The following is a 17,476-nucleotide window of genomic DNA, read 5'->3' as shown; positions in this document are numbered from 1 at the left end:
TTTTTTGCTAGTCTTGAAATTTAACGTGAGGTATAGTATCATTTTAGTCACTGATATAGTAAAAAAAAGGTGACTAAAATTGAAAACAGAAATTTTATCATATTTAATGCAGCATACTGATGAGGATACTAGTGGAGAACAATTAGCAACACGTTATCAAGTTAGTCGTAATGCGGTCTGGAAAGTTATTAAACAATTACAAGCAGAAGGCTATCTGATTGAAAGCCAACATCGGCGTGGCTACCGGTATTTAGGTACGAAAAATTTGTCAGCCGAACAGATTGCAGTTCACTTACAGCATAGTTTACAGGTCCAAGTGTTCCAAACAATTGATTCAACGAATAAGTTAGCCAAGCAACTAGCAACAGAAAATCCGAGTCGGCCGTTAGCAATTATTGCTAACCAACAGACGGCCGGATATGGGCGCTATGGCCGCCAATATTATAGTCCAAAAGATACCGGGGTTTATATTAGTTTGTTGCTACCGATGGCAAATAAAAATGTAACGAGCGGATTGTTGACAACTGGGGCTGCGGTAGCGGTTGTGAAAATATTTGAATCTTTGTATCATGTTAAATTACAAATAAAGTGGGTTAATGATTTAATTTATGAAAATGGCAAGATTGCCGGGATTATGACGGAAGGAATTACTGATTTTGAAACGGGTTCATTGAGTTACGTGATTGTCGGTATTGGCATTAATTTAACCACCAGTAATTTTCCAATCGAAATGCAAGCCAAAGCGGGCTCACTTAATTTACAAGATTTAGATCGTAATTTATTAGTCGCACGATTAATCGATGAAATGTATCAAGTATTAATGGGTGAATTGACACCAGCTTTATTGGCTTATTATCGGGAACACTCATTAGTAATCGGTCATGAAATCGTATTAGATCAACGGGGTAAATTAATTCAAGGCCGCGTAGTTGATATTGATAACCAAGGAGCTTTAGTTGTGGCAACAACAACGGGTGTTCAAATATTCAATGGTGGTGAAATTACTAAAGTAAAACTTTTAGATGGAGAATATCATGGATAAACCAACGAGTAAGAAACAAGCGAATGTTCGGACGTTAATTCTGGCCGCTGAATTTGCAGTATTTTTAGCAATTTTTGCCCAAATTTCAATTCCTTTTGGTATTGTACCTTTTACAGGCCAAACCCTAGCATTAGGGTTATTTGCTAGTATTGCCCGTCCTAAAATAAGTATGAGCACCGTTGGGTTGTATTTGATTTTAGGAGCCATTGGTTTGCCAGTATTTGCTGGTGGTAGTACTGGTTTAACTGTTCTTTTTGGTCCCAATGCAGGCTACTTATTTGGCTTTTTTGTTTATGTAGCAGTTGTTAGTTTAGTGATTGTTAAATATCATCGTTGGTGGCAAATTGGTTTGGTTAACTTAGTGGCGGCGTTATTACAATTATTACTCGGTACGATTGTTTATGCGCTATGGATTCATGTACCAGTCATCCAAGCATTATATGCTGGTATGGTCGTCTTTATACCATTAGCAATTGTTAAAGTAATTATTGTGACGCTAGTTGCTACTAAGATTATTCAACGGTTTGGTATTTTTAAATAATTAAAAGCTAGCCAAGTAAGTCGCTATGACAGAAATTAAGCGATAGCAAAAAGGCCCGGGAAAAGTTATTTTCCGGGCCTTTTGTATTGCCTGTGATTAAAATGGGGGCTATTAAGGAATGAAAGGAATGCTAATTTGACTAGCACTTTCATCAATTGTGTAAGTAATATCTTGATTACCACGGACAGTCATTCCGTAATCAGTTGCGTATACTACTAATCCTAATTGGTGACCAGCTGGTAAGTGATAATATGTCGGTTGCAATGCTAGTTCAACGTCAACATATTGATCAGCACGTAATTCATCAGCTTGCCATGCATTAGTTCGGTTTTGCAAGTTGATGTGACCTTTACTAATCATTTTAAATGGTGTTGCTTTACTTGCTAGAGTGAATTCATTTAAAGTATCTTCACGCCATTGGAAGCCGCTATCAAGTTTGACACCAAGGGGCGTGGGCTTAATATTAAAGCGTTTAGCATCACCATAATCGACTAATTGACAACTGATCATCCCGAAGTTAACCGAACTTTTTAGGCGTAATTTAACAGTAACGCGACCGTCAATAATTTCAGCCCGTTCAAGCGGTACTGTTTGGAATAAAGCGCGATTAGTTGATAATGCGGATTTAGGTGCTTTAAGCAAATGATCCCATGCAGCGATGTCGTTTGTGTAAGCTTTAAAAGCTTCTTCACCGACTTGATCCATGAAACTGATTTTACGATCACCTGCTGTATTACTTAATTGACCGTTGTTTAGATATAATATTTTTTTATCTGTAACGGCGTCCCAATCTTTTTCGGCATGCCATGTTTCAGGAGTTACGTTATCTTGGATTAACACATTTGGCAGTAATTCAGGGGCGTGATTGTCCAAACCATATAGTTTGTGGGCAAACCATAAATTCATCATGTCTGTAAAGTCAATTGAACGCATGGCATTGATATAAATGTGTTCACCTTGGTGGAGAATGATTTTTTTATTAACGGGGGCTGCGTCAAGTGCGTGCCAAAGATTGTTTACTTGTTCAGGTTTAACGTTCCAGTCATTAAGACCGTGGACCATGATGATATCAGCTTTAATGTTAGCAACATCTTTTAAGTAATTTCGAGCATCCCAGAATGCATTATATGATCCAGTATCGCGGTCTTGGTCAATCCCCATTTGGTCAAGATATGCTTGATATTGATCTTTAATACGATAAAAATCACCAGGTTGCTTGCGTCGTGAGAAAGTTTCTTCTGCTAACACATCAGCATCTTCACCAGGATAACCACCTGGGGCAATTACTAATCCATTTGACCGATAGTAGTCATACCATGAAGAAATCGCGGCTTCAGAAACAATTGTTTCTAAACCGGCAACACCAGTAGTAGCCACAGCAGTTGCTAAAGTCCCAAGGTATGACCGACCAGTCATGGCAACTTTACCATTTGACCAAGTTGCTTTAATAGCCAAGTTATCGGTTTTATTAGTGAAGGCCACCCGATCACCATGAACCCATTCAACAACGGCTTTAGCACTGGCAACTTCATATTCATCACCAGTTGTTTGTAAACCTTCTGAATCTTTGGAACCAATACCCGCAGAATAGATAACCGCATAACCACGAGCTAAGAAGTAATCATTGAGGGTATAGCTTTGTTCTCGGGCAAATGTTTCTGTTGCCGTATCAACTTCAGCAGCGATTTCACGTGGTGCAATGGTTGTTTCAAGGTTGGCATGATGTTCAATTGTAGTGTAGGCTAACTCAGTTGGTTTTTTATGTGTTAATGGAACATTAACGTTATGGGTTAGTTTTTCACCATGCTCATCATTTGTACCTTGATTATATGGTGATGCGGTGAATAAGACAGGGACTTGTAAGTCAGCATCAATAGGGCGGACAATTTCGGCTTTAACTAAGTCACGTTGGCCATCGTTATCCGTATCAAAGTCAGTTTCAATATAAACGACTTCGTGTAATAAGTTGCGAGTATCAAAAACTGGTTGTGCCTTACCATTGAAAAATAGTGGGCGGGGTGTATCTGCTTCATACATGAAAGGTTGGAAATAGCCACGTGTTGCTAGGCGGTCAAGCAAACTTTTACCGTTTTTAGTATGGGTATTAAGTAATAAATACCATGCTTCATAGAGGGTTTCACGATCAAATTGGTTTGTTTGAACGGTTGGTAAATGCATTTTATCCATTGCGGCTAATGGATTATCAATATCAAAATCAACTTCAGGTAGAAATTCAAGTAATTGTAAAGCAATCCGGTAGAAAACATCAGCTGTAATTAACTTAGCGGATGTAATCCAAGTATAAACGTCACATTTAGGCGTGGCTAACAAGGTACTTAATTTAGTGTTTAGAGCTGATTGATCTTCAACTTCAGGGAATGTTTTTTCTAATAAAAGTTGGAACGCATGGGGAATGGTTGTTGCTGCTAAAACATGTTCATCCACAAACTTGGTTAGTTTGAGTTCCGCAAGAACTTGGCTAGAATCAACAGGCAATAGGGCAAATTGATTGTTTTTCATAAAGAAACCTCTTTTTAAAAGTATATTAGCTACATTATACATTAAAAGTTCATGAGAATTAATAAAAAACCCGTTTGGTGGCGCGTGAAATATGAAAACTTAAAAAAAGCTTGCTTTCTTAGAATGAAATGTGTATAGTTAAAAACATCTAATAGAGAAGGAAGTTTAAGAGTATGATTAAAAATGTAAATACAGTTAAATCAAACTTTTATTTTGGTTATTTCGAGATGTAAATCCGGATGCCAAGATCATTTTGCCATGCGGGTTTACTTGTTACTAAGTATCCGGAATGGCCTGATGAAACCTCTTATCAAACCTAGTCAAATTGTAATTAATTTGGACGCCTGTATGCTTAGTATTTATCTAGCTTGCGGACGTCCTTTTTTTGTCAGAAAATTTAACTTTGATAGGAGTATCGAGTATGAGTATTATACAGAGAATGTTCAAGAAAGACAGTTTAGAAAATTACTTGAACGAAGACATGCACTTGACGAAAGTTTTAGGTGCTAAAGATTTATTAAGTATGGGAATTGGGGCCGTTATCGGTACCGGGATTTTTATTTTACCAGGAACGGTTGCCGCAACCACGGCTGGTCCGGCAATTGTATTTAGTTTTATTATTGCTGCTATTATTTGTGCTTTAGCTGCTATGGCTTACGCTGAGTTAGCTTCAGCAATGCCAGTTGCCGGTTCAGCCTACGCTTACGGTAATTTATTATATGGTGAGGTTATTGGTTGGGTCCTTGGTTGGGCACTGATTTTAGAATACTTATTAGCGGTCGCCGCTATTGCCACTGGATGGTCGGCTTACTTTAGTTACTTTGTAAAACCACTTTTTCAAATTCCAACCGCTATTGCGGGTTCATTTGATCCAAGTCATGGTTCATACTTAAATGTGGTGGCAATTTTAATTTTAATTTTTGTCGGCTGGTTGTTGACTAAAGGAAAGCAAACATCAAGTGCTGTCCAACGTTTAATGGTGTTACTTAAAATTGCAATTATTGTTTTATTTATTGTCGTTGGCTTTTTCTACATTAAGGCTGATAATTACTCACCAATTATTCCACCACGTGCGCATGGTGCTTTTGGAATTCAAGGTGTTTTTGCTGGAGCAGCGAGTGTATTCTTTGCTTTCTTAGGTTTTGATGCGGTGTCATCATCCGCGGCTGAAACCAAAAATGTTAAACGTAACATGCCAATCGGGATTATTGGGACATTGATTGTTGCAGCAATTCTCTACGCGTTAGTTGGGTTTGTCTTAACTGGAATGGTCCACTACACACACTTAAATGTTAGTGATCCTGTTGCATTTGCTCTAGAACGAGTTGGTCAACGCGGAATTGCATACCTCTTAACAATTGGGGCATTAGCGGGAATGTTTACTAGTTTAATGGCGATGGTCTTTGCTGGTTCACGATTATTATACGCCATGGGACGTGATCGTTTATTACCACCATTTTTAGGTGAAATTGATGAAAAAAATGGGTTACCAAAGAAAGCCTTAATCGTAGTTGTTATTATTGTTTCAATAATGGCTGGCTTAGTTCCCCTTGGTCAATTGGCCGAACTAGTTAATATGGGAACATTACTGGCATTTATCTTTGTATCATTGGGTGTTATCTTATTACGGAAAAATAAGACAATTAAAAATGATGGCTACAAAATGCCATTAGTCCCAGTTTTACCAATTGCCTCAGCACTAGTTTCACTATACTTAATGACAACGTTACAAAAGACAACCTTGATTGCTGGGGGGATTTGGTTTGTGATTGGAATTCTAATCTACCTTGGTTACGGGATGCGTCGGTCTCATTTGAATGATAAATAAAACTGATGCTAATTCGTGGGTGATGAAACACTGGAATTACCATTAATATAATATGTAAGAAAAACATAGGTTGCGCATGCTTAAACCTATGTTTTTTTGTATATAGTAGGATTAAATAAAATAAATCGTATGTGGATCGTTAAAATCATTTATAATAAGAAATAAAAATACTTAGGAAATGAACACATGCAACGAAAGATTTTTGTGATTACCGGACCAACTGGTGCAGGCAAAACAACGATTGCCCACTACCTCCAACAGGAATTTAATTTGAAAAAAGTAATAACCCATACAACACGGTCTCCCCGTAAAGGTGAAATTGATGGGCAAGATTATTATTTTGAAAATGAAACAACTTTTGCGCAAAAACATTATTTGGAACAAGTGGAATATGCTGGTCATCGTTATGGATCCTCACGGGAGGCCTTAGAGTTAGTGTGGCATACTGGGAATGATGCGGTAATTGTATTAGACACTAAAGGTGCCCAAACATATGCTGATCAGTTAGGAGCACAAACAATTATTGTCTATGTAACCGTTTCAAATAGTACGATTTTGGCGCAACGTTTAGTGCAACGGGGTGATCAACCTGAAAGAATAAAACAACGGCTAGCGAGTGATGATTTTCAGCGTGATTTAGTAACCCCGCAGCTCAATAATCATCCGGTGCATGTGATTTTAAATGATGATTTAACAGCTGCAAAAACACAAATTAAAGATTTGATGCAATCCCTAAAATTAGAAAATATTTAATAGGTTTTATAGGGTTTAGATGCTATTCTATACAAGCTATGTGATAATGTAACAAATTGTGTGATTTATTTAAGGAGATATAAAAAATGAATTATCGAACTCCACCATTTATGACCCCTGTGGCCGTAGTATCAATTATTTTAGCTCTTAGTGCAGCGAATGTTGTTGTCAATCAAGTAACTAATACTAATCAAGGACACCCCGTTCAACGGGTAGCACCTAGTGCACCAGTTTCAAGTAGTGACAACGATGCTAAGAGTAGTTCTAGTGTTGATTCGTCAAGTGAAACTTCAAGCAGTGAGGTATCTAGTTCATCAAGTAGTGCGACTTCTAGTTCTACTACCAATGACCAACAAGAGGACCAAAAATCAAGCTCAAGTAACCCAGCAACTTCAAGTTCAAACACCGATAAAAATACCGATGCAAGTACAAGTTCAAGTACAAACTCAACAGATAGTGGTGACCAAGAATCAAAACAAGCACCTGCTCAGTCAAGTAGTGCACCAGCAGAAAACAAGGCACCAGCTGGACAAGGAACGTCAGCTCAACAAAGTAGTGTTTCAACTAATAAATAATATAGGAAGGAAAATAAGATGCTAACGATTTTAGGTTTATTAAATCAATATGTTGGTTTTTTCAATGTTAATACTAAGTTTAAAGGCCGTTTATATACCATCCTTGGTTTTGGAGGTTCTTGGTATATTTTATATATTGGGATTAGTTTTATTACGGCGCAACGGTACTTGCGAGGCTTTGGATTAGTTGCGGCCTTTATTGGTTTGATGTATGTTATTTATTTAAATTTTATGTATTATTTTACCGAAAAAAAGGCCCACTTTGATATTTCACCACACTTTGAAAAAGTTGTTGGAAATACGCAAGCAGCTGATGCTAAGCAAAATACCCAACAAGTGGTAGGACCTAATAATGGGGTTTACCGAGAACAACAAGTTTTACCAACTGCAGTTAAGAGTAATAGTGATGAAGAGGCGAATATTCAAGCGGTTGCCCAACAAATGCTTAATTTAGGGTTAATCAGTCAAGATTATCAAAAAATGACTGATCGCGAATTACGCCAACAATTAGTTTTGGACCACGATAAGCCCATTTATGCTAACCATCCAGGAAGTACAGTCCCATTTGCTAAATTAGTTATGGAAGGAACTCATTTGGTTATTTATGGTGGAATTAATGAGATGCAAGCAGTACGCCTAGGTGAAATTTCACGGGTTGGCTTAGCGGATGTCGCAACAGCCTTGAAAAATTCTGATGTTTTCTTAGCTTCAATTATTGTAAATGGTGGTTTAGGAAAAACGATGACACGTAGTAGTTTTATTGAAACTGCTTATCCATACACCTTGAAGGTGGAAGTTGCTTATCGCTTAAAATAGTAAAAAATGAAAAAACTCATTTCTACGGAAAAGAGTTTTTTTTTTGCATAAATTAGACACACCGTATAAACTAAGGGTTAAAGAAAAATTTAAAATTTCTAATAACGATTAAAATTTAAAAGTTTAGCACCGCTGAATTTTTAAATTAAACAATCTAGATGATTTTTAGGAGGTTTATTTATGGCAATGATCGAGTTTAAAAACGTGGAAAAATATTACGGTAATTTTCATGCGTTAAAAAATATTAACTTGGAGATTGAAGAAGGTAAAACTGTTGTTTTGATTGGACCATCAGGTTCAGGTAAATCAACATTGATTCGGACAATTAATGGATTGGAGCAAATTCAATCTGGAGATTTAATTGTTCACGGTGAAAATCTTGCCAAAAAGAAAACTGATATGAATTTATTACGTAAAAATGTTGGAATGGTATTTCAACACTTTAATTTATACGCAAACAAAACGGTCTTAGAAAATATTATGTTAGCCCCTCGAATTGTTCTTAAGCGTGATGAAAAAGAAAATCGGGAACTGGCCGAAAAATTATTGGAAATGGTGGGGTTAGCAGATAAAGGTAATAGTTATCCTAACATGCTTTCTGGTGGTCAAGAACAACGGGTAGCGATTGCGCGCTCATTAGCTATGAAACCTAAGGTATTACTTTTTGATGAACCAACCAGTGCCCTTGATCCCGAAATGATTGGGGATGTTTTGGAAGTTATGAAAAAAATTGCGCGTGATTCAGATATGACCATGGTTGTGGTAACCCATGAAATGGGCTTTGCTAAGCAAGTGGCCGATCAAGTAATCTTTATGGCGGATGGAACAATTATTGAAAAAAGTGGTGCTAAGGAATTCTTTGAAAATCCAAAAGAAGAACGGGCTAAGAAATTCCTGAGCCAAGTGTTAAACCACTAGTATTACTAATACAAGTGAAAAGGAGATGTTTGAATGCCAGTACGCAAATATAAATTGTTTGGGTTAGTGACTTTCTTGATGCTCATGCTCTTAACCCTAAGTGCATGTGGTAATGAAACGGCACTAACCAAGCAAAATGAATATGATAAGGTTAATACTAGTAAACAAATGGTTTGGGGAGTTAAAGCCGATACTCGTTTGTTTGGTTTGATGAATATTAAAACCGGTAAAATTGAAGGCTTCGATGTTGATATGGCTAAAGAAATTACCAAGCGTATCGATCCCAAAGCCAAGCCGGTGTTTGTTCAAGTAACGTCACAAACGCGGATTCCGCTGTTAAAAAATGGTAATATTCAAGCAATTATTGCTACTATGACGGGAACACCTGAGCGGGCTAAAATTGTTGATTTTTCAAAACCATATTTTAATGCGGGCCAATCATTGCTAGTTGTTAAAGGTAGCAAAATTAAAGATGTTAATGATTTAAATCATAAAGGTGTGACGGTATTAGGAACTGTTGGGTCAAATTCAGTAATCAATATCAAAAAAGTAGCTCCTAAAGCACACGTGTTACAATTACAAGATTATGCACAAGCACTGACGGCTTTAAAATCAGGACAAGGTGATGCGTTAACAACTGATAACGGAATTTTGTACGGGATGTCAGAACAAAATCCAACTACGCGTGTTGTTGGTGGTACTTTTACCAAAGAACCATATAGTGTGGCGATTGATAAAAATCAAGCTGAATTAAAAAATGCTATTAACAAAGCAATTGCGGCGATTCATAAAGATGGTACCTATGATCGCTTAGTCAAAAAATGGTTCAGTAATGTGCCAGGATTTAATTGGAGGACGTTATTAAATGATTAATATTTTAACAACTCATTGGTCAGATTTCGTTCACGGATTTGGAATTACCTTACTATCAAGTATCATTGCCCTTATAATCTCAATGATTTTAGGGACCGGCTTTGCAATCCTTGAAATTGTGCCAAATAAATTGGTGAATACAATTGCCCATATTTATATTCAAATTTTTCGTAATATTCCGTTGTTAGTAGTTACAATGTTTTTTTATGTAGTTGTGACACAATTTGTTAAGATGAGTGGTCTAGTAGCCGGTACCATTGGCTTAGCACTCTATACCTCAGCGTTTATTGCTGAAACTGTGCGGGCAGGGATTTTAGCCGTTGATAAAGGCCAAACAGAAGGGGCCCGCGCGAATGGATTAACATATTGGCAGACCATGCGAATCATCGTATTACCGCAAGCGTTTAAAATTGTGATTCCACCTCTTGGTAATCAATTCATTAATCTTGTTAAGAATTCCTCAATTTTAGCCTTTGTGGCTGGATTTGATTTAATGTATCAAGGAAATGAAATTGCTTCAACAACGTTTGATACGATTGATACGTATGTGGTGGTTGGGTTATTTTACTTAGTAATTACCTTACCATTGAGCTATTACATGCGTTATCTAGAAAATAAACTCGCGTAGAAAGGAGGGTATGAGATGCAAGAATTTTTAAATGCTTATACATCAATTAACCTCATTTTCTTATTAAAGGGGTTATGGATTACAATCGAAGTTTCGTTAATTTCCGGCGCATTAAGTTTTGTGATTGGCTCGTTTTTAGGGGTTATTCGGTATGCTAAATTTCCGGTTATTTCAATGGTAGTTGGCTTTATTGTTGATATTTTACGTAATTTACCATTGTTGTTAATTATTTTCTTCACGTATTTTGGTTTACCTAACTTTGGTATTCGGTTAAATATTATGACATCTGCAATTGCTGCTTTAACTGTTTTTGAAGCGGCGATGATTGCTGAAATTGTCCGTTCCGGAATTATTTCGGTACCAATCGGCCAAACAGAAGGAGCCCGTGCCAATGGTCTTACAGGGGCACAAACCATGTGGCATATTATTTTACCGCAAGCATATAAGCGTATGATTCCACCATTAGTGAGCCAATTGATTTCGTTAATTAAGGATACGTCATTGGCTACAATTATTGTTTTACCAGAATTGACGTACCACGCCCAAATAATTTATGGACAAAATAATAGTTACATGATTCCAATGTTTTTAGCCATTGCAGTAATGTACTTTATTGTTAATTACTGTTTATCATTAGTTGGAACATGGTTTGGTCGCCGAGGCAATAAAACGGCTTAATTATTAAACTACTATAATAAAAATAATTGGCGTTTGTCGTGCTAAATATGTTTTAAGAGAAATTTATAATAAAAAGAATCGTCGTTAAAAGCCTGTTAATTGGCGTTTTTCGGCGATTTTTATTTTTAAATTAAAATGAAAATTAAAAAAAATGCTTTTATTATGAGAAAAATTTTAGTAAACTTGAGATATTATATTTCTAATAAAATTCTAATTGAAACGAAGTGTGAGTGATTAAATATGAAGGAAGAAACTTTATTATCAATCAACGGTGTTTCAGTGGCTTTCAAAATTAATGGTGAATTTTACACAGCTATTGATGATGTTAGCCTTGAACTTCACCGTGATGAAGTCTTAGCCATTGTTGGTGAATCAGGTTCAGGTAAGTCAACGTTAGCCACAACAGTAATTGGGTTACATAATATGAATGCAACAAAAATTACTGGTGAGATTAACTTCCAAAATAAAGAAATTTTGGAATTATCAGAAGATGAATTTAATGATATCCGTGGGGATGAAATGGGAATGATTTTCCAAGATCCTTTGGCCGCCTTGAATCCATTGATTCGCATTGGTGATCAAATTAAAGAAAGTCTAGATGTTCACTCAGATATGACTGAAGATCAAAAGCAAGCCCGCGTGCATGAATTACTTAATCAAGTTGGGATTCCACACCCAGAACGGGTCGCTAAGCAATTCCCCCACCAATTATCTGGTGGAATGCGCCAACGGATTATTATCGCCATTGCGATTGCTAACAAACCTCAATTAATTATTGCCGATGAACCAACAACGGCCTTGGATGTTACAATTCAAGCGCAAATCTTGGACTTATTAAAAGATATTCAACGTGAAAACCATGCCGGAATCATTTTGATTACCCACGATTTAGGGGTTGTGGCAGAAGTAGCGGATACAGTTGCGGTAATGTATGCTGGTGAAATTGTCGAACAAGCCCCAGTTGCAACATTATTTAATGATGCCAAGCACCCCTACACACGTTCCTTATTACGTGCAATGCCAACAATTGATTCTGAAGATGATGAATTATATGTTGTTGAAGGCGCAGTTCCTTCTATTAAAGATATGGATCGCAATTCTGATTTATTTGCACCACGAATTCCGTGGACGAAACCGGACGTTGGACATCCAGTCTTGAAAGAAATTGCCCCTAACCACTATGTACGTGGTGAGAGTTGGCGTGAATTTAAATTTAAAGATGAGCTCTAGGTAGTGAGTAGGAGACGTGCAATATGACAGTATTAATGGAAATTAAAGATTTAAAGGTTCACTACCCGATTCGATCAGGTTTCTGGAACCGTATTACAGATTATGTCTACGCCGCAGATGGAATTTCATTTACGATTGAGGCTGGTAAGACATACGGATTAGTTGGTGAATCAGGTTCAGGTAAATCAACAATTGGTAAAGCCATTGTTGGTCTTGAAAAGATTACGAGTGGTCAAATTTTATTCAATGGTGAAGATGTAAGTAAACCAAGTGTTCGTCGTAAGATGAAATATAATAAAGACGTTCAAATGATCTTCCAAGATTCACTTTCATCACTTAATCCTAAAAAGACAATTTATCAAATCATTGCCGAACCAATTCGGAATTTCGACAAGATGGATAAAGAAAGTGAAAAGCAACGAGTGATTCAATTATTGGACATTGTTGGTTTATCAAAAAATGCGATGTTCCAATATCCCCACCAATTTTCTGGTGGACAACGGCAACGGATTGGGATTGCGCGTGCAATTGCCACTAATCCTAAATTAATCATTGCCGATGAACCAGTTTCAGCGCTAGATTTATCAATTCAAGCGCAAGTATTGAACTTTATGAAACGGATTCAAAAAGAATTAGGAATTTCATTCTTATTTATTTCGCATGACCTTGGGGTTGTGCGTCACATGACTAAAAATATTGCCATTATGCACTTAGGCCGGTTTGTTGAACTCGGCACGCGGGAAGATATTTATAACAACCCACAACATATTTACACTAAACGGTTACTTTCAGCCATTCCACAAATCGATATTGCAAATCGGGATGCAAACAAAGCAAAACGGGCGCAAGTTGAAGCTGAATATCAAGAAAAGCGGTCACACTTTTATGACCAAGATGGCTTAGCGTACCCAATGCACCAAATTTCAGATACACACTGGGTTTCAACCCCACCAACAAATATTTCAGAAGGGGCAGGTAAGTAATATGTGGAAAACGATTATTCGCCGCGTTTTGATTATGATTCCACAAATCGTAATCCTTTCAGCTTTGGTGTTCATATTAGCTAAATTAATGCCTGGGGACCCATTCTCTGGAACAATCGGACCTAACACCGATCCCAAGCAAATTGAAGCTTTAAAGCGTGCTGCGGGTCTGTTTGATCCTTGGTATGTTCAATACTGGCACTGGATTGTCAACTTATTCCATGGTAACTTGGGTCAAAGTTACACATTGAAGCAACCTGTTGTAACGGTCCTTGGTAACCGGATTGGTAACACCGTCTGGTTGTCATTACTTTCATTGATTGTTTCATACGCTGTGGCAATTCCATTGGGGATGACGGCTGGACGTTTTGACGGTTCTCGTCGTGACCGCGCCATTACAATTTTTAACTACTTTACGTTTGGATTACCAACTTTTGTTGTTTTCCTACTAGGACTCTACATTTTTGGGTACCAATTAAACTGGTTCCCAACTTCTGGAACTATTAGCATCAATGCTTCAGGTTTCTTTGAAGAAACAGCATCACGCTTCTATCACATGATTTTACCAGGTATTTTAGCCGGGGTTCTTGGAACGACTTCAACGGTCCAATACTTACGTTCAGAAATTATTGATGCTAAATCACAAGATTATGTACGAACAGCACGGTCAAAAGGGGTGCCAACTAATAAAGTGTACTCACGGCACATCTTCCGTAACTCATTATTACCAATTGCGGCCTTTGCAGGATTCCAAATTACGGGATTAATTGGTGGTTCTGTGGTTATTGAACAAGTTTTCTCATACCCAGGGATGGGGCAATTATTTATTACCGCAATCACATCACGTGATTACTCAGTGGTAACGGCAATTGTCTTATTTACCGGTATCTTAGCGTTATTTGGATCATTACTATCAGATATTATCTTGAGCTTGGTTGATCCACGGATTCGCATTGAATAGAAAGGAGGAGTAATTATGTCAGAAAAAAATGAAACACAAGTACAGCAATCTGTACAAGGCAAAGTGCCAGAAATTAAAGACGGTGCCGTCATTGTTGAAACTCCTTCTACGTGGCGTACCATTAAACGGGAATTTTTGAAGGATAAAGTGGCCTTAGTGTCAGCCATTATATTAGCAGTTGTTTTTGTAACGGTTATTATTTGGGCCTTCTTCATTCCACGCTCAGCAGTTACTAACGTTAATATCATTGATCAATACTTAACACCAGGCACACAAGGTCACCTTTTAGGAACCGATGAACAAGGGCGTGATCAAGTTAAGATGTTAATTGCGTCTGCACGTAATTCATTGATGATTGCCTTTATGATTAGTATCATTGGCCAATTCTTTGGGGTTATTGTAGGTTTAATTACCGGATACTTCCGCGGAATCGTTGATACAATCATTATGCGGGTTATTGACTTCTGGATTGTGTTACCATTTCTTATGATTATTATCGTATTGGTTTCAATTGTGCCTAAGTACAATGAATGGACATTGATTTGGATTATTGGGCTCTTTGCATGGCAAGGAACAACGCGGTTAATCCGGTCAAAAGTGCTTTCAGAAGCTGATCGAGATTATGTTCGGGCATCAAAAACATCTGGTTCAAGTAACTTTATGATTATGTTCCGTGAAATTTTACCAAACTTAGCATCACTTATTATCGTTGATACAACGTTGAACTTTGCAGGAAACATTGGGATTGAAACAACATTGTCATTCTTAGGTTTTGGGTTACCAAATGGGACCCCATCATTAGGGACAATGGTCTCAGCAGCAACGGATCCAACGGTGCTTGCAACTAAGCCATATGTTTGGGTACCACCAGTAATCTTTATTATCGTAATCTGTGTGGGAATCTCATTTGTTGGTCAAGTTTTCCGTCGGGCAGCTGATGCACGTCAACGTCTAGGATAAAAATTGCAATTTGCTAATTTTTTAATTCCGTTATTTAAAAAAAGGTGATTATTCTTGTTTAAAATGAGAATAATCACCTTTTTTTCATAAAAAACCTATCTAAATGAGTTTAATATTAAAATAAAATTAAAAAAGCATTGCAACTTTGAAATTGAAGTGATAATATATTCGACATAGAAGAAATCATTTAGATGGATGATTTCAAATCTCTTAGTAATTATGATGAAAGTATGGGGTTTTAGTTTATGAAGAAATCTACTAAATATATTACTGGTCTTGCAGCAGCAGCGGCATTGTTCTCTGTTGTGCTTGCCGGATGTGGTAATAAGAGTGCACAAAATGGTACAGAATCAGCTTCGTTAGGTTCTTTGAAGCTTGCTTATGACAACAAGGATAAAGCAATTAAAGATGGTACTTTGAACATTGCTATGGTCCAAGATACACCGTTCCAAGGAATTTTTGCATCTGAATTATCAAATGATTTGACTGATTCATACCTCCAATCACCAACTGGTACAGGTTTATTTAACACAACTAATTCATTCAAAATTGTTGATGGTGGTGCTGCTAATCTTAAATTGGACAAAGCAAGCAAAACTGCGACAATCACAATTCGTAAGGGCCTTACTTGGTCAGATGGTAAGGCAGTAACTGCTAAAGATTTGGAATTCCCATACGAAATTACAGCTAACCCAGCGTACCAATCACAACGGTATACTGATTCATTAGCAAACATTAAAGGTTTGGCTGATTACCACAGTGGTAAGGCCAAAACTATTTCTGGAATCACTTTCCCAGATGGTGAAAATGGTAACTCAATTAAGATTCAATTTGATCACATGACACCAGGTATGTGGCAATCAGGTTCAGGTTACTACCTTGAATCAATTGAACCATACCACTACTTGAAAGATGTTAAGCCTGGCGACTTAGCGGCTTCTAAGCAAGTTCGTCAAGCCCCACTTGCGTTTGGACCATACAAGGTTTCTAAAGTTGTCGCTGGACAATCAGTAACCTATGTACCAAACCCATTCTGGAAGGGTCCACAACCTAAACTTAAGCGCATTACTTCAACTGTTGTTTCAACTGCAACTGCAGCAACTGCATTGAAGTCTAAGAAGTATGATGTTGCATACCAAATGCCATCAACTGCTTTCCCAACAGTTAAAGGCTTGAAAGACTATGTTCAAACTGGTGACCAATCACTTTCATTCTCATACGTTGCCTTTAACTTAGGACACTATGACACTAAGGCATCAGAAAATGTGCAAGATCGTAAGACACCATTACAAGACAAAGCACTTCGTCAAGCCATGGGATACGCAATGAATGTTGACCAAGTTAACAAGAAGTTTAACAATGGTCTTGCAACCCGTGCCAACTCAACAATTGTACCGGTCTTCAAGGAAGCAAATGATCCTTCTGTTAAGGGTTACCCATTAGATATCAAGAAAGCTGATAGCATTCTTGATAAGGCAGGATACAAGTGGGATTCAAAACACGAATACCGTACAACTCCAGAAGGCAAACCATTTAAGTTAGTTTACTTAGCTCGTTCAGGTAATGCTAACGCTGAAGCCGTTGCCCAAAACTACATCCAACAATGGAAACAAATTGGGGTTCATGTAGCGCTTTACCACGATCGTTTGACTGACTTTAATAGCTGGGGTCAAATCATGACTGGTGGTAACAACAACGACTGGGACTTCACTAGTGGTGCATGGTCAGTTTCATCAGATCCATCACAAATGGACTTGTACTCAAAGGGTGCTCCTTATAACTTCGGACACTTTACAACACCTAAGTTGACTAGTTTGCTTAACGCCGTTGACGCGCCAGCCGCAATCGATCCTAAGGTTCGTCAAAAAGCATTCTATGCTTACCAAGAATACATGCAAGATCAAGCTGCCGTTATTCCAACATCATTCTCACTTGACTGGGTTCCAGTTAACTCACGAGTTGTTGGATGGTCAAACGCCAATGATACTGGTTTGAACTACTGGGCTGGAATTGGTGTCTCAGCTGATTCAACTAAATAATAAACAGCATTTAAAACAAGTATTGCTTTTGCAATGCTTGTTTTTTAATTTAAGTTATCTTTGTATAGAAAAAATATTAAACGATTCTTTATGTTTTTTAAACTTTATAAAAATGCTGATATTGCGACTCT

General features: G+C 37.5%; 16 protein-coding genes. 15 read left to right on the top strand and 1 reads right to left on the bottom strand.

Annotated features, from left to right (window positions below):
• The first annotated feature begins 79 nt into the window (after window positions 1–79).
• Window positions 80–1,042, top strand: coding sequence for a biotin--[acetyl-CoA-carboxylase] ligase (locus tag LQZ75_RS05180; protein ID WP_230096773.1), 963 nt, complete (start codon window positions 80–82; stop codon window positions 1,040–1,042).
• Window positions 1,035–1,583, top strand: a complete 549-nt coding sequence (locus LQZ75_RS05175; RefSeq protein WP_230096772.1) for a biotin transporter BioY — start codon at window positions 1,035–1,037, stop codon at window positions 1,581–1,583. The genes LQZ75_RS05180 and LQZ75_RS05175 overlap by 8 nt, the downstream gene beginning before the upstream one ends.
• Before the next feature lie 111 nt (window positions 1,584–1,694).
• Here the strand turns inward: LQZ75_RS05175 and LQZ75_RS05170 are convergent, their stop codons facing one another.
• Window positions 1,695–4,103, bottom strand: coding sequence for a Xaa-Pro dipeptidyl-peptidase (locus tag LQZ75_RS05170; RefSeq protein ID WP_230096771.1), 2,409 nt, complete (start codon window positions 4,101–4,103; stop codon window positions 1,695–1,697).
• A 421-nt stretch (window positions 4,104–4,524) separates the two neighbouring features.
• On the opposite strand from LQZ75_RS05170, the gene LQZ75_RS05165 reads away from it, so the two are divergent.
• The 13 genes from LQZ75_RS05165 to LQZ75_RS05105 all read left to right on the top strand — a co-directional run bounded on the left by LQZ75_RS05165 (window position 4,525) and on the right by LQZ75_RS05105 (window position 17,345).
• On the top strand, window positions 4,525–5,931 hold the full coding sequence (locus tag LQZ75_RS05165; RefSeq protein ID WP_230096770.1) for an APC family permease: 1,407 nt from the start codon (window positions 4,525–4,527) through the stop codon (window positions 5,929–5,931).
• 186 nt (window positions 5,932–6,117) lie between these two features.
• Window positions 6,118–6,684 carry a guanylate kinase gene (locus LQZ75_RS05160; RefSeq protein WP_230096769.1) on the top strand — a complete coding sequence of 189 codons (567 nt, stop codon included), beginning with the start codon at window positions 6,118–6,120 and terminating at the stop codon, window positions 6,682–6,684.
• Window positions 6,685–6,770: 86 nt separating this feature from the next.
• Entirely contained in the window at window positions 6,771–7,259 is a 489-nt protein-coding gene (locus LQZ75_RS05155) for a hypothetical protein (RefSeq protein WP_230096768.1), read from the top strand.
• An 18-nt stretch (window positions 7,260–7,277) separates the two neighbouring features.
• Window positions 7,278–8,075 carry a DUF6681 family protein gene (locus LQZ75_RS05150; RefSeq protein WP_230096767.1) on the top strand — a complete coding sequence of 266 codons (798 nt, stop codon included), beginning with the start codon at window positions 7,278–7,280 and terminating at the stop codon, window positions 8,073–8,075.
• A gap of 180 nt (window positions 8,076–8,255) precedes the next feature.
• Window positions 8,256–8,993 (top strand): amino acid ABC transporter ATP-binding protein, encoded by a 738-nt coding sequence (locus LQZ75_RS05145; protein ID WP_284707487.1) that lies wholly within the window; start codon window positions 8,256–8,258, stop codon window positions 8,991–8,993.
• Between the two features lie 33 nt (window positions 8,994–9,026).
• The gene (locus tag LQZ75_RS05140) at window positions 9,027–9,866 is read left to right on the top strand and encodes a transporter substrate-binding domain-containing protein (protein WP_230096766.1); all 840 of its coding nucleotides are present in this window, start codon (window positions 9,027–9,029) and stop codon (window positions 9,864–9,866) included.
• Window positions 9,859–10,494: an amino acid ABC transporter permease gene (locus tag LQZ75_RS05135; RefSeq protein WP_230096765.1), complete on the top strand. Its 636-nt coding sequence runs from the start codon at window positions 9,859–9,861 to the stop codon at window positions 10,492–10,494. The genes LQZ75_RS05140 and LQZ75_RS05135 overlap by 8 nt, the downstream gene beginning before the upstream one ends.
• Before the next feature lie 15 nt (window positions 10,495–10,509).
• Window positions 10,510–11,172, top strand: a complete 663-nt coding sequence (locus LQZ75_RS05130) for an amino acid ABC transporter permease (protein WP_230096764.1) — start codon at window positions 10,510–10,512, stop codon at window positions 11,170–11,172.
• A 240-nt stretch (window positions 11,173–11,412) separates the two neighbouring features.
• Window positions 11,413–12,402 (top strand): ABC transporter ATP-binding protein, encoded by a 990-nt coding sequence (locus tag LQZ75_RS05125; RefSeq protein ID WP_230096763.1) that lies wholly within the window; start codon window positions 11,413–11,415, stop codon window positions 12,400–12,402.
• A gap of 23 nt (window positions 12,403–12,425) precedes the next feature.
• Window positions 12,426–13,385 carry an ABC transporter ATP-binding protein gene (locus LQZ75_RS05120; protein ID WP_230096762.1) on the top strand — a complete coding sequence of 320 codons (960 nt, stop codon included), beginning with the start codon at window positions 12,426–12,428 and terminating at the stop codon, window positions 13,383–13,385.
• A gap of 1 nt (window position 13,386) precedes the next feature.
• Complete coding sequence (gene opp4B / locus LQZ75_RS05115) at window positions 13,387–14,346, top strand: oligopeptide ABC transporter permease (protein WP_230096761.1); 960 nt, start codon at window positions 13,387–13,389, stop codon at window positions 14,344–14,346.
• 15 nt (window positions 14,347–14,361) lie between these two features.
• Window positions 14,362–15,306, top strand: coding sequence for an ABC transporter permease (locus LQZ75_RS05110; RefSeq protein ID WP_230096760.1), 945 nt, complete (start codon window positions 14,362–14,364; stop codon window positions 15,304–15,306).
• A gap of 245 nt (window positions 15,307–15,551) precedes the next feature.
• On the top strand, window positions 15,552–17,345 hold the full coding sequence (locus LQZ75_RS05105) for an oligopeptide ABC transporter substrate-binding protein (RefSeq protein WP_230096759.1): 1,794 nt from the start codon (window positions 15,552–15,554) through the stop codon (window positions 17,343–17,345).
• Window positions 17,346–17,476 lie beyond the last annotated feature (131 nt).

Origin of the sequence: Periweissella fabaria (assembly GCF_918814575.1) — a bacterium.
Lineage (GTDB): Bacteria > Bacillota > Bacilli > Lactobacillales > Lactobacillaceae > Periweissella > Periweissella fabaria.
The sequence above is the reverse complement of the archived record's forward strand: the minus strand, read 5'-3'. Positions and strand labels throughout refer to the sequence as shown.

Excerpts from the sequence above, each read along its gene's own strand:
- LQZ75_RS05125 (WP_230096763.1), top strand. The coding sequence starts at position 11,413 with ATGAAGGAAGAAACTTTATTATCAATCAACGGTGTTTCAGTGGCTTTC.
- LQZ75_RS05140 (WP_230096766.1), top strand. The coding sequence starts at position 9,027 with ATGCCAGTACGCAAATATAAATTGTTTGGGTTAGTGACTTTCTTGATG.
- LQZ75_RS05110 (WP_230096760.1), top strand. The coding sequence starts at position 14,362 with ATGTCAGAAAAAAATGAAACACAAGTACAGCAATCTGTACAAGGCAAA.
- LQZ75_RS05105 (WP_230096759.1), top strand. The coding sequence starts at position 15,552 with ATGAAGAAATCTACTAAATATATTACTGGTCTTGCAGCAGCAGCGGCA.
- LQZ75_RS05155 (WP_230096768.1), top strand. The coding sequence starts at position 6,771 with ATGAATTATCGAACTCCACCATTTATGACCCCTGTGGCCGTAGTATCA.
- LQZ75_RS05145 (WP_284707487.1), top strand. The coding sequence starts at position 8,256 with ATGGCAATGATCGAGTTTAAAAACGTGGAAAAATATTACGGTAATTTT.
- LQZ75_RS05150 (WP_230096767.1), top strand. The coding sequence starts at position 7,278 with ATGCTAACGATTTTAGGTTTATTAAATCAATATGTTGGTTTTTTCAAT.
- LQZ75_RS05170 (WP_230096771.1), bottom strand. The coding sequence starts at position 4,103 with ATGAAAAACAATCAATTTGCCCTATTGCCTGTTGATTCTAGCCAAGTT.
- LQZ75_RS05160 (WP_230096769.1), top strand. The coding sequence starts at position 6,118 with ATGCAACGAAAGATTTTTGTGATTACCGGACCAACTGGTGCAGGCAAA.
- LQZ75_RS05175 (WP_230096772.1), top strand. The coding sequence starts at position 1,035 with ATGGATAAACCAACGAGTAAGAAACAAGCGAATGTTCGGACGTTAATT.
- LQZ75_RS05165 (WP_230096770.1), top strand. The coding sequence starts at position 4,525 with ATGAGTATTATACAGAGAATGTTCAAGAAAGACAGTTTAGAAAATTAC.
- opp4B (WP_230096761.1), top strand. The coding sequence starts at position 13,387 with ATGTGGAAAACGATTATTCGCCGCGTTTTGATTATGATTCCACAAATC.
- LQZ75_RS05135 (WP_230096765.1), top strand. The coding sequence starts at position 9,859 with ATGATTAATATTTTAACAACTCATTGGTCAGATTTCGTTCACGGATTT.
- LQZ75_RS05120 (WP_230096762.1), top strand. The coding sequence starts at position 12,426 with ATGACAGTATTAATGGAAATTAAAGATTTAAAGGTTCACTACCCGATT.
- LQZ75_RS05130 (WP_230096764.1), top strand. The coding sequence starts at position 10,510 with ATGCAAGAATTTTTAAATGCTTATACATCAATTAACCTCATTTTCTTA.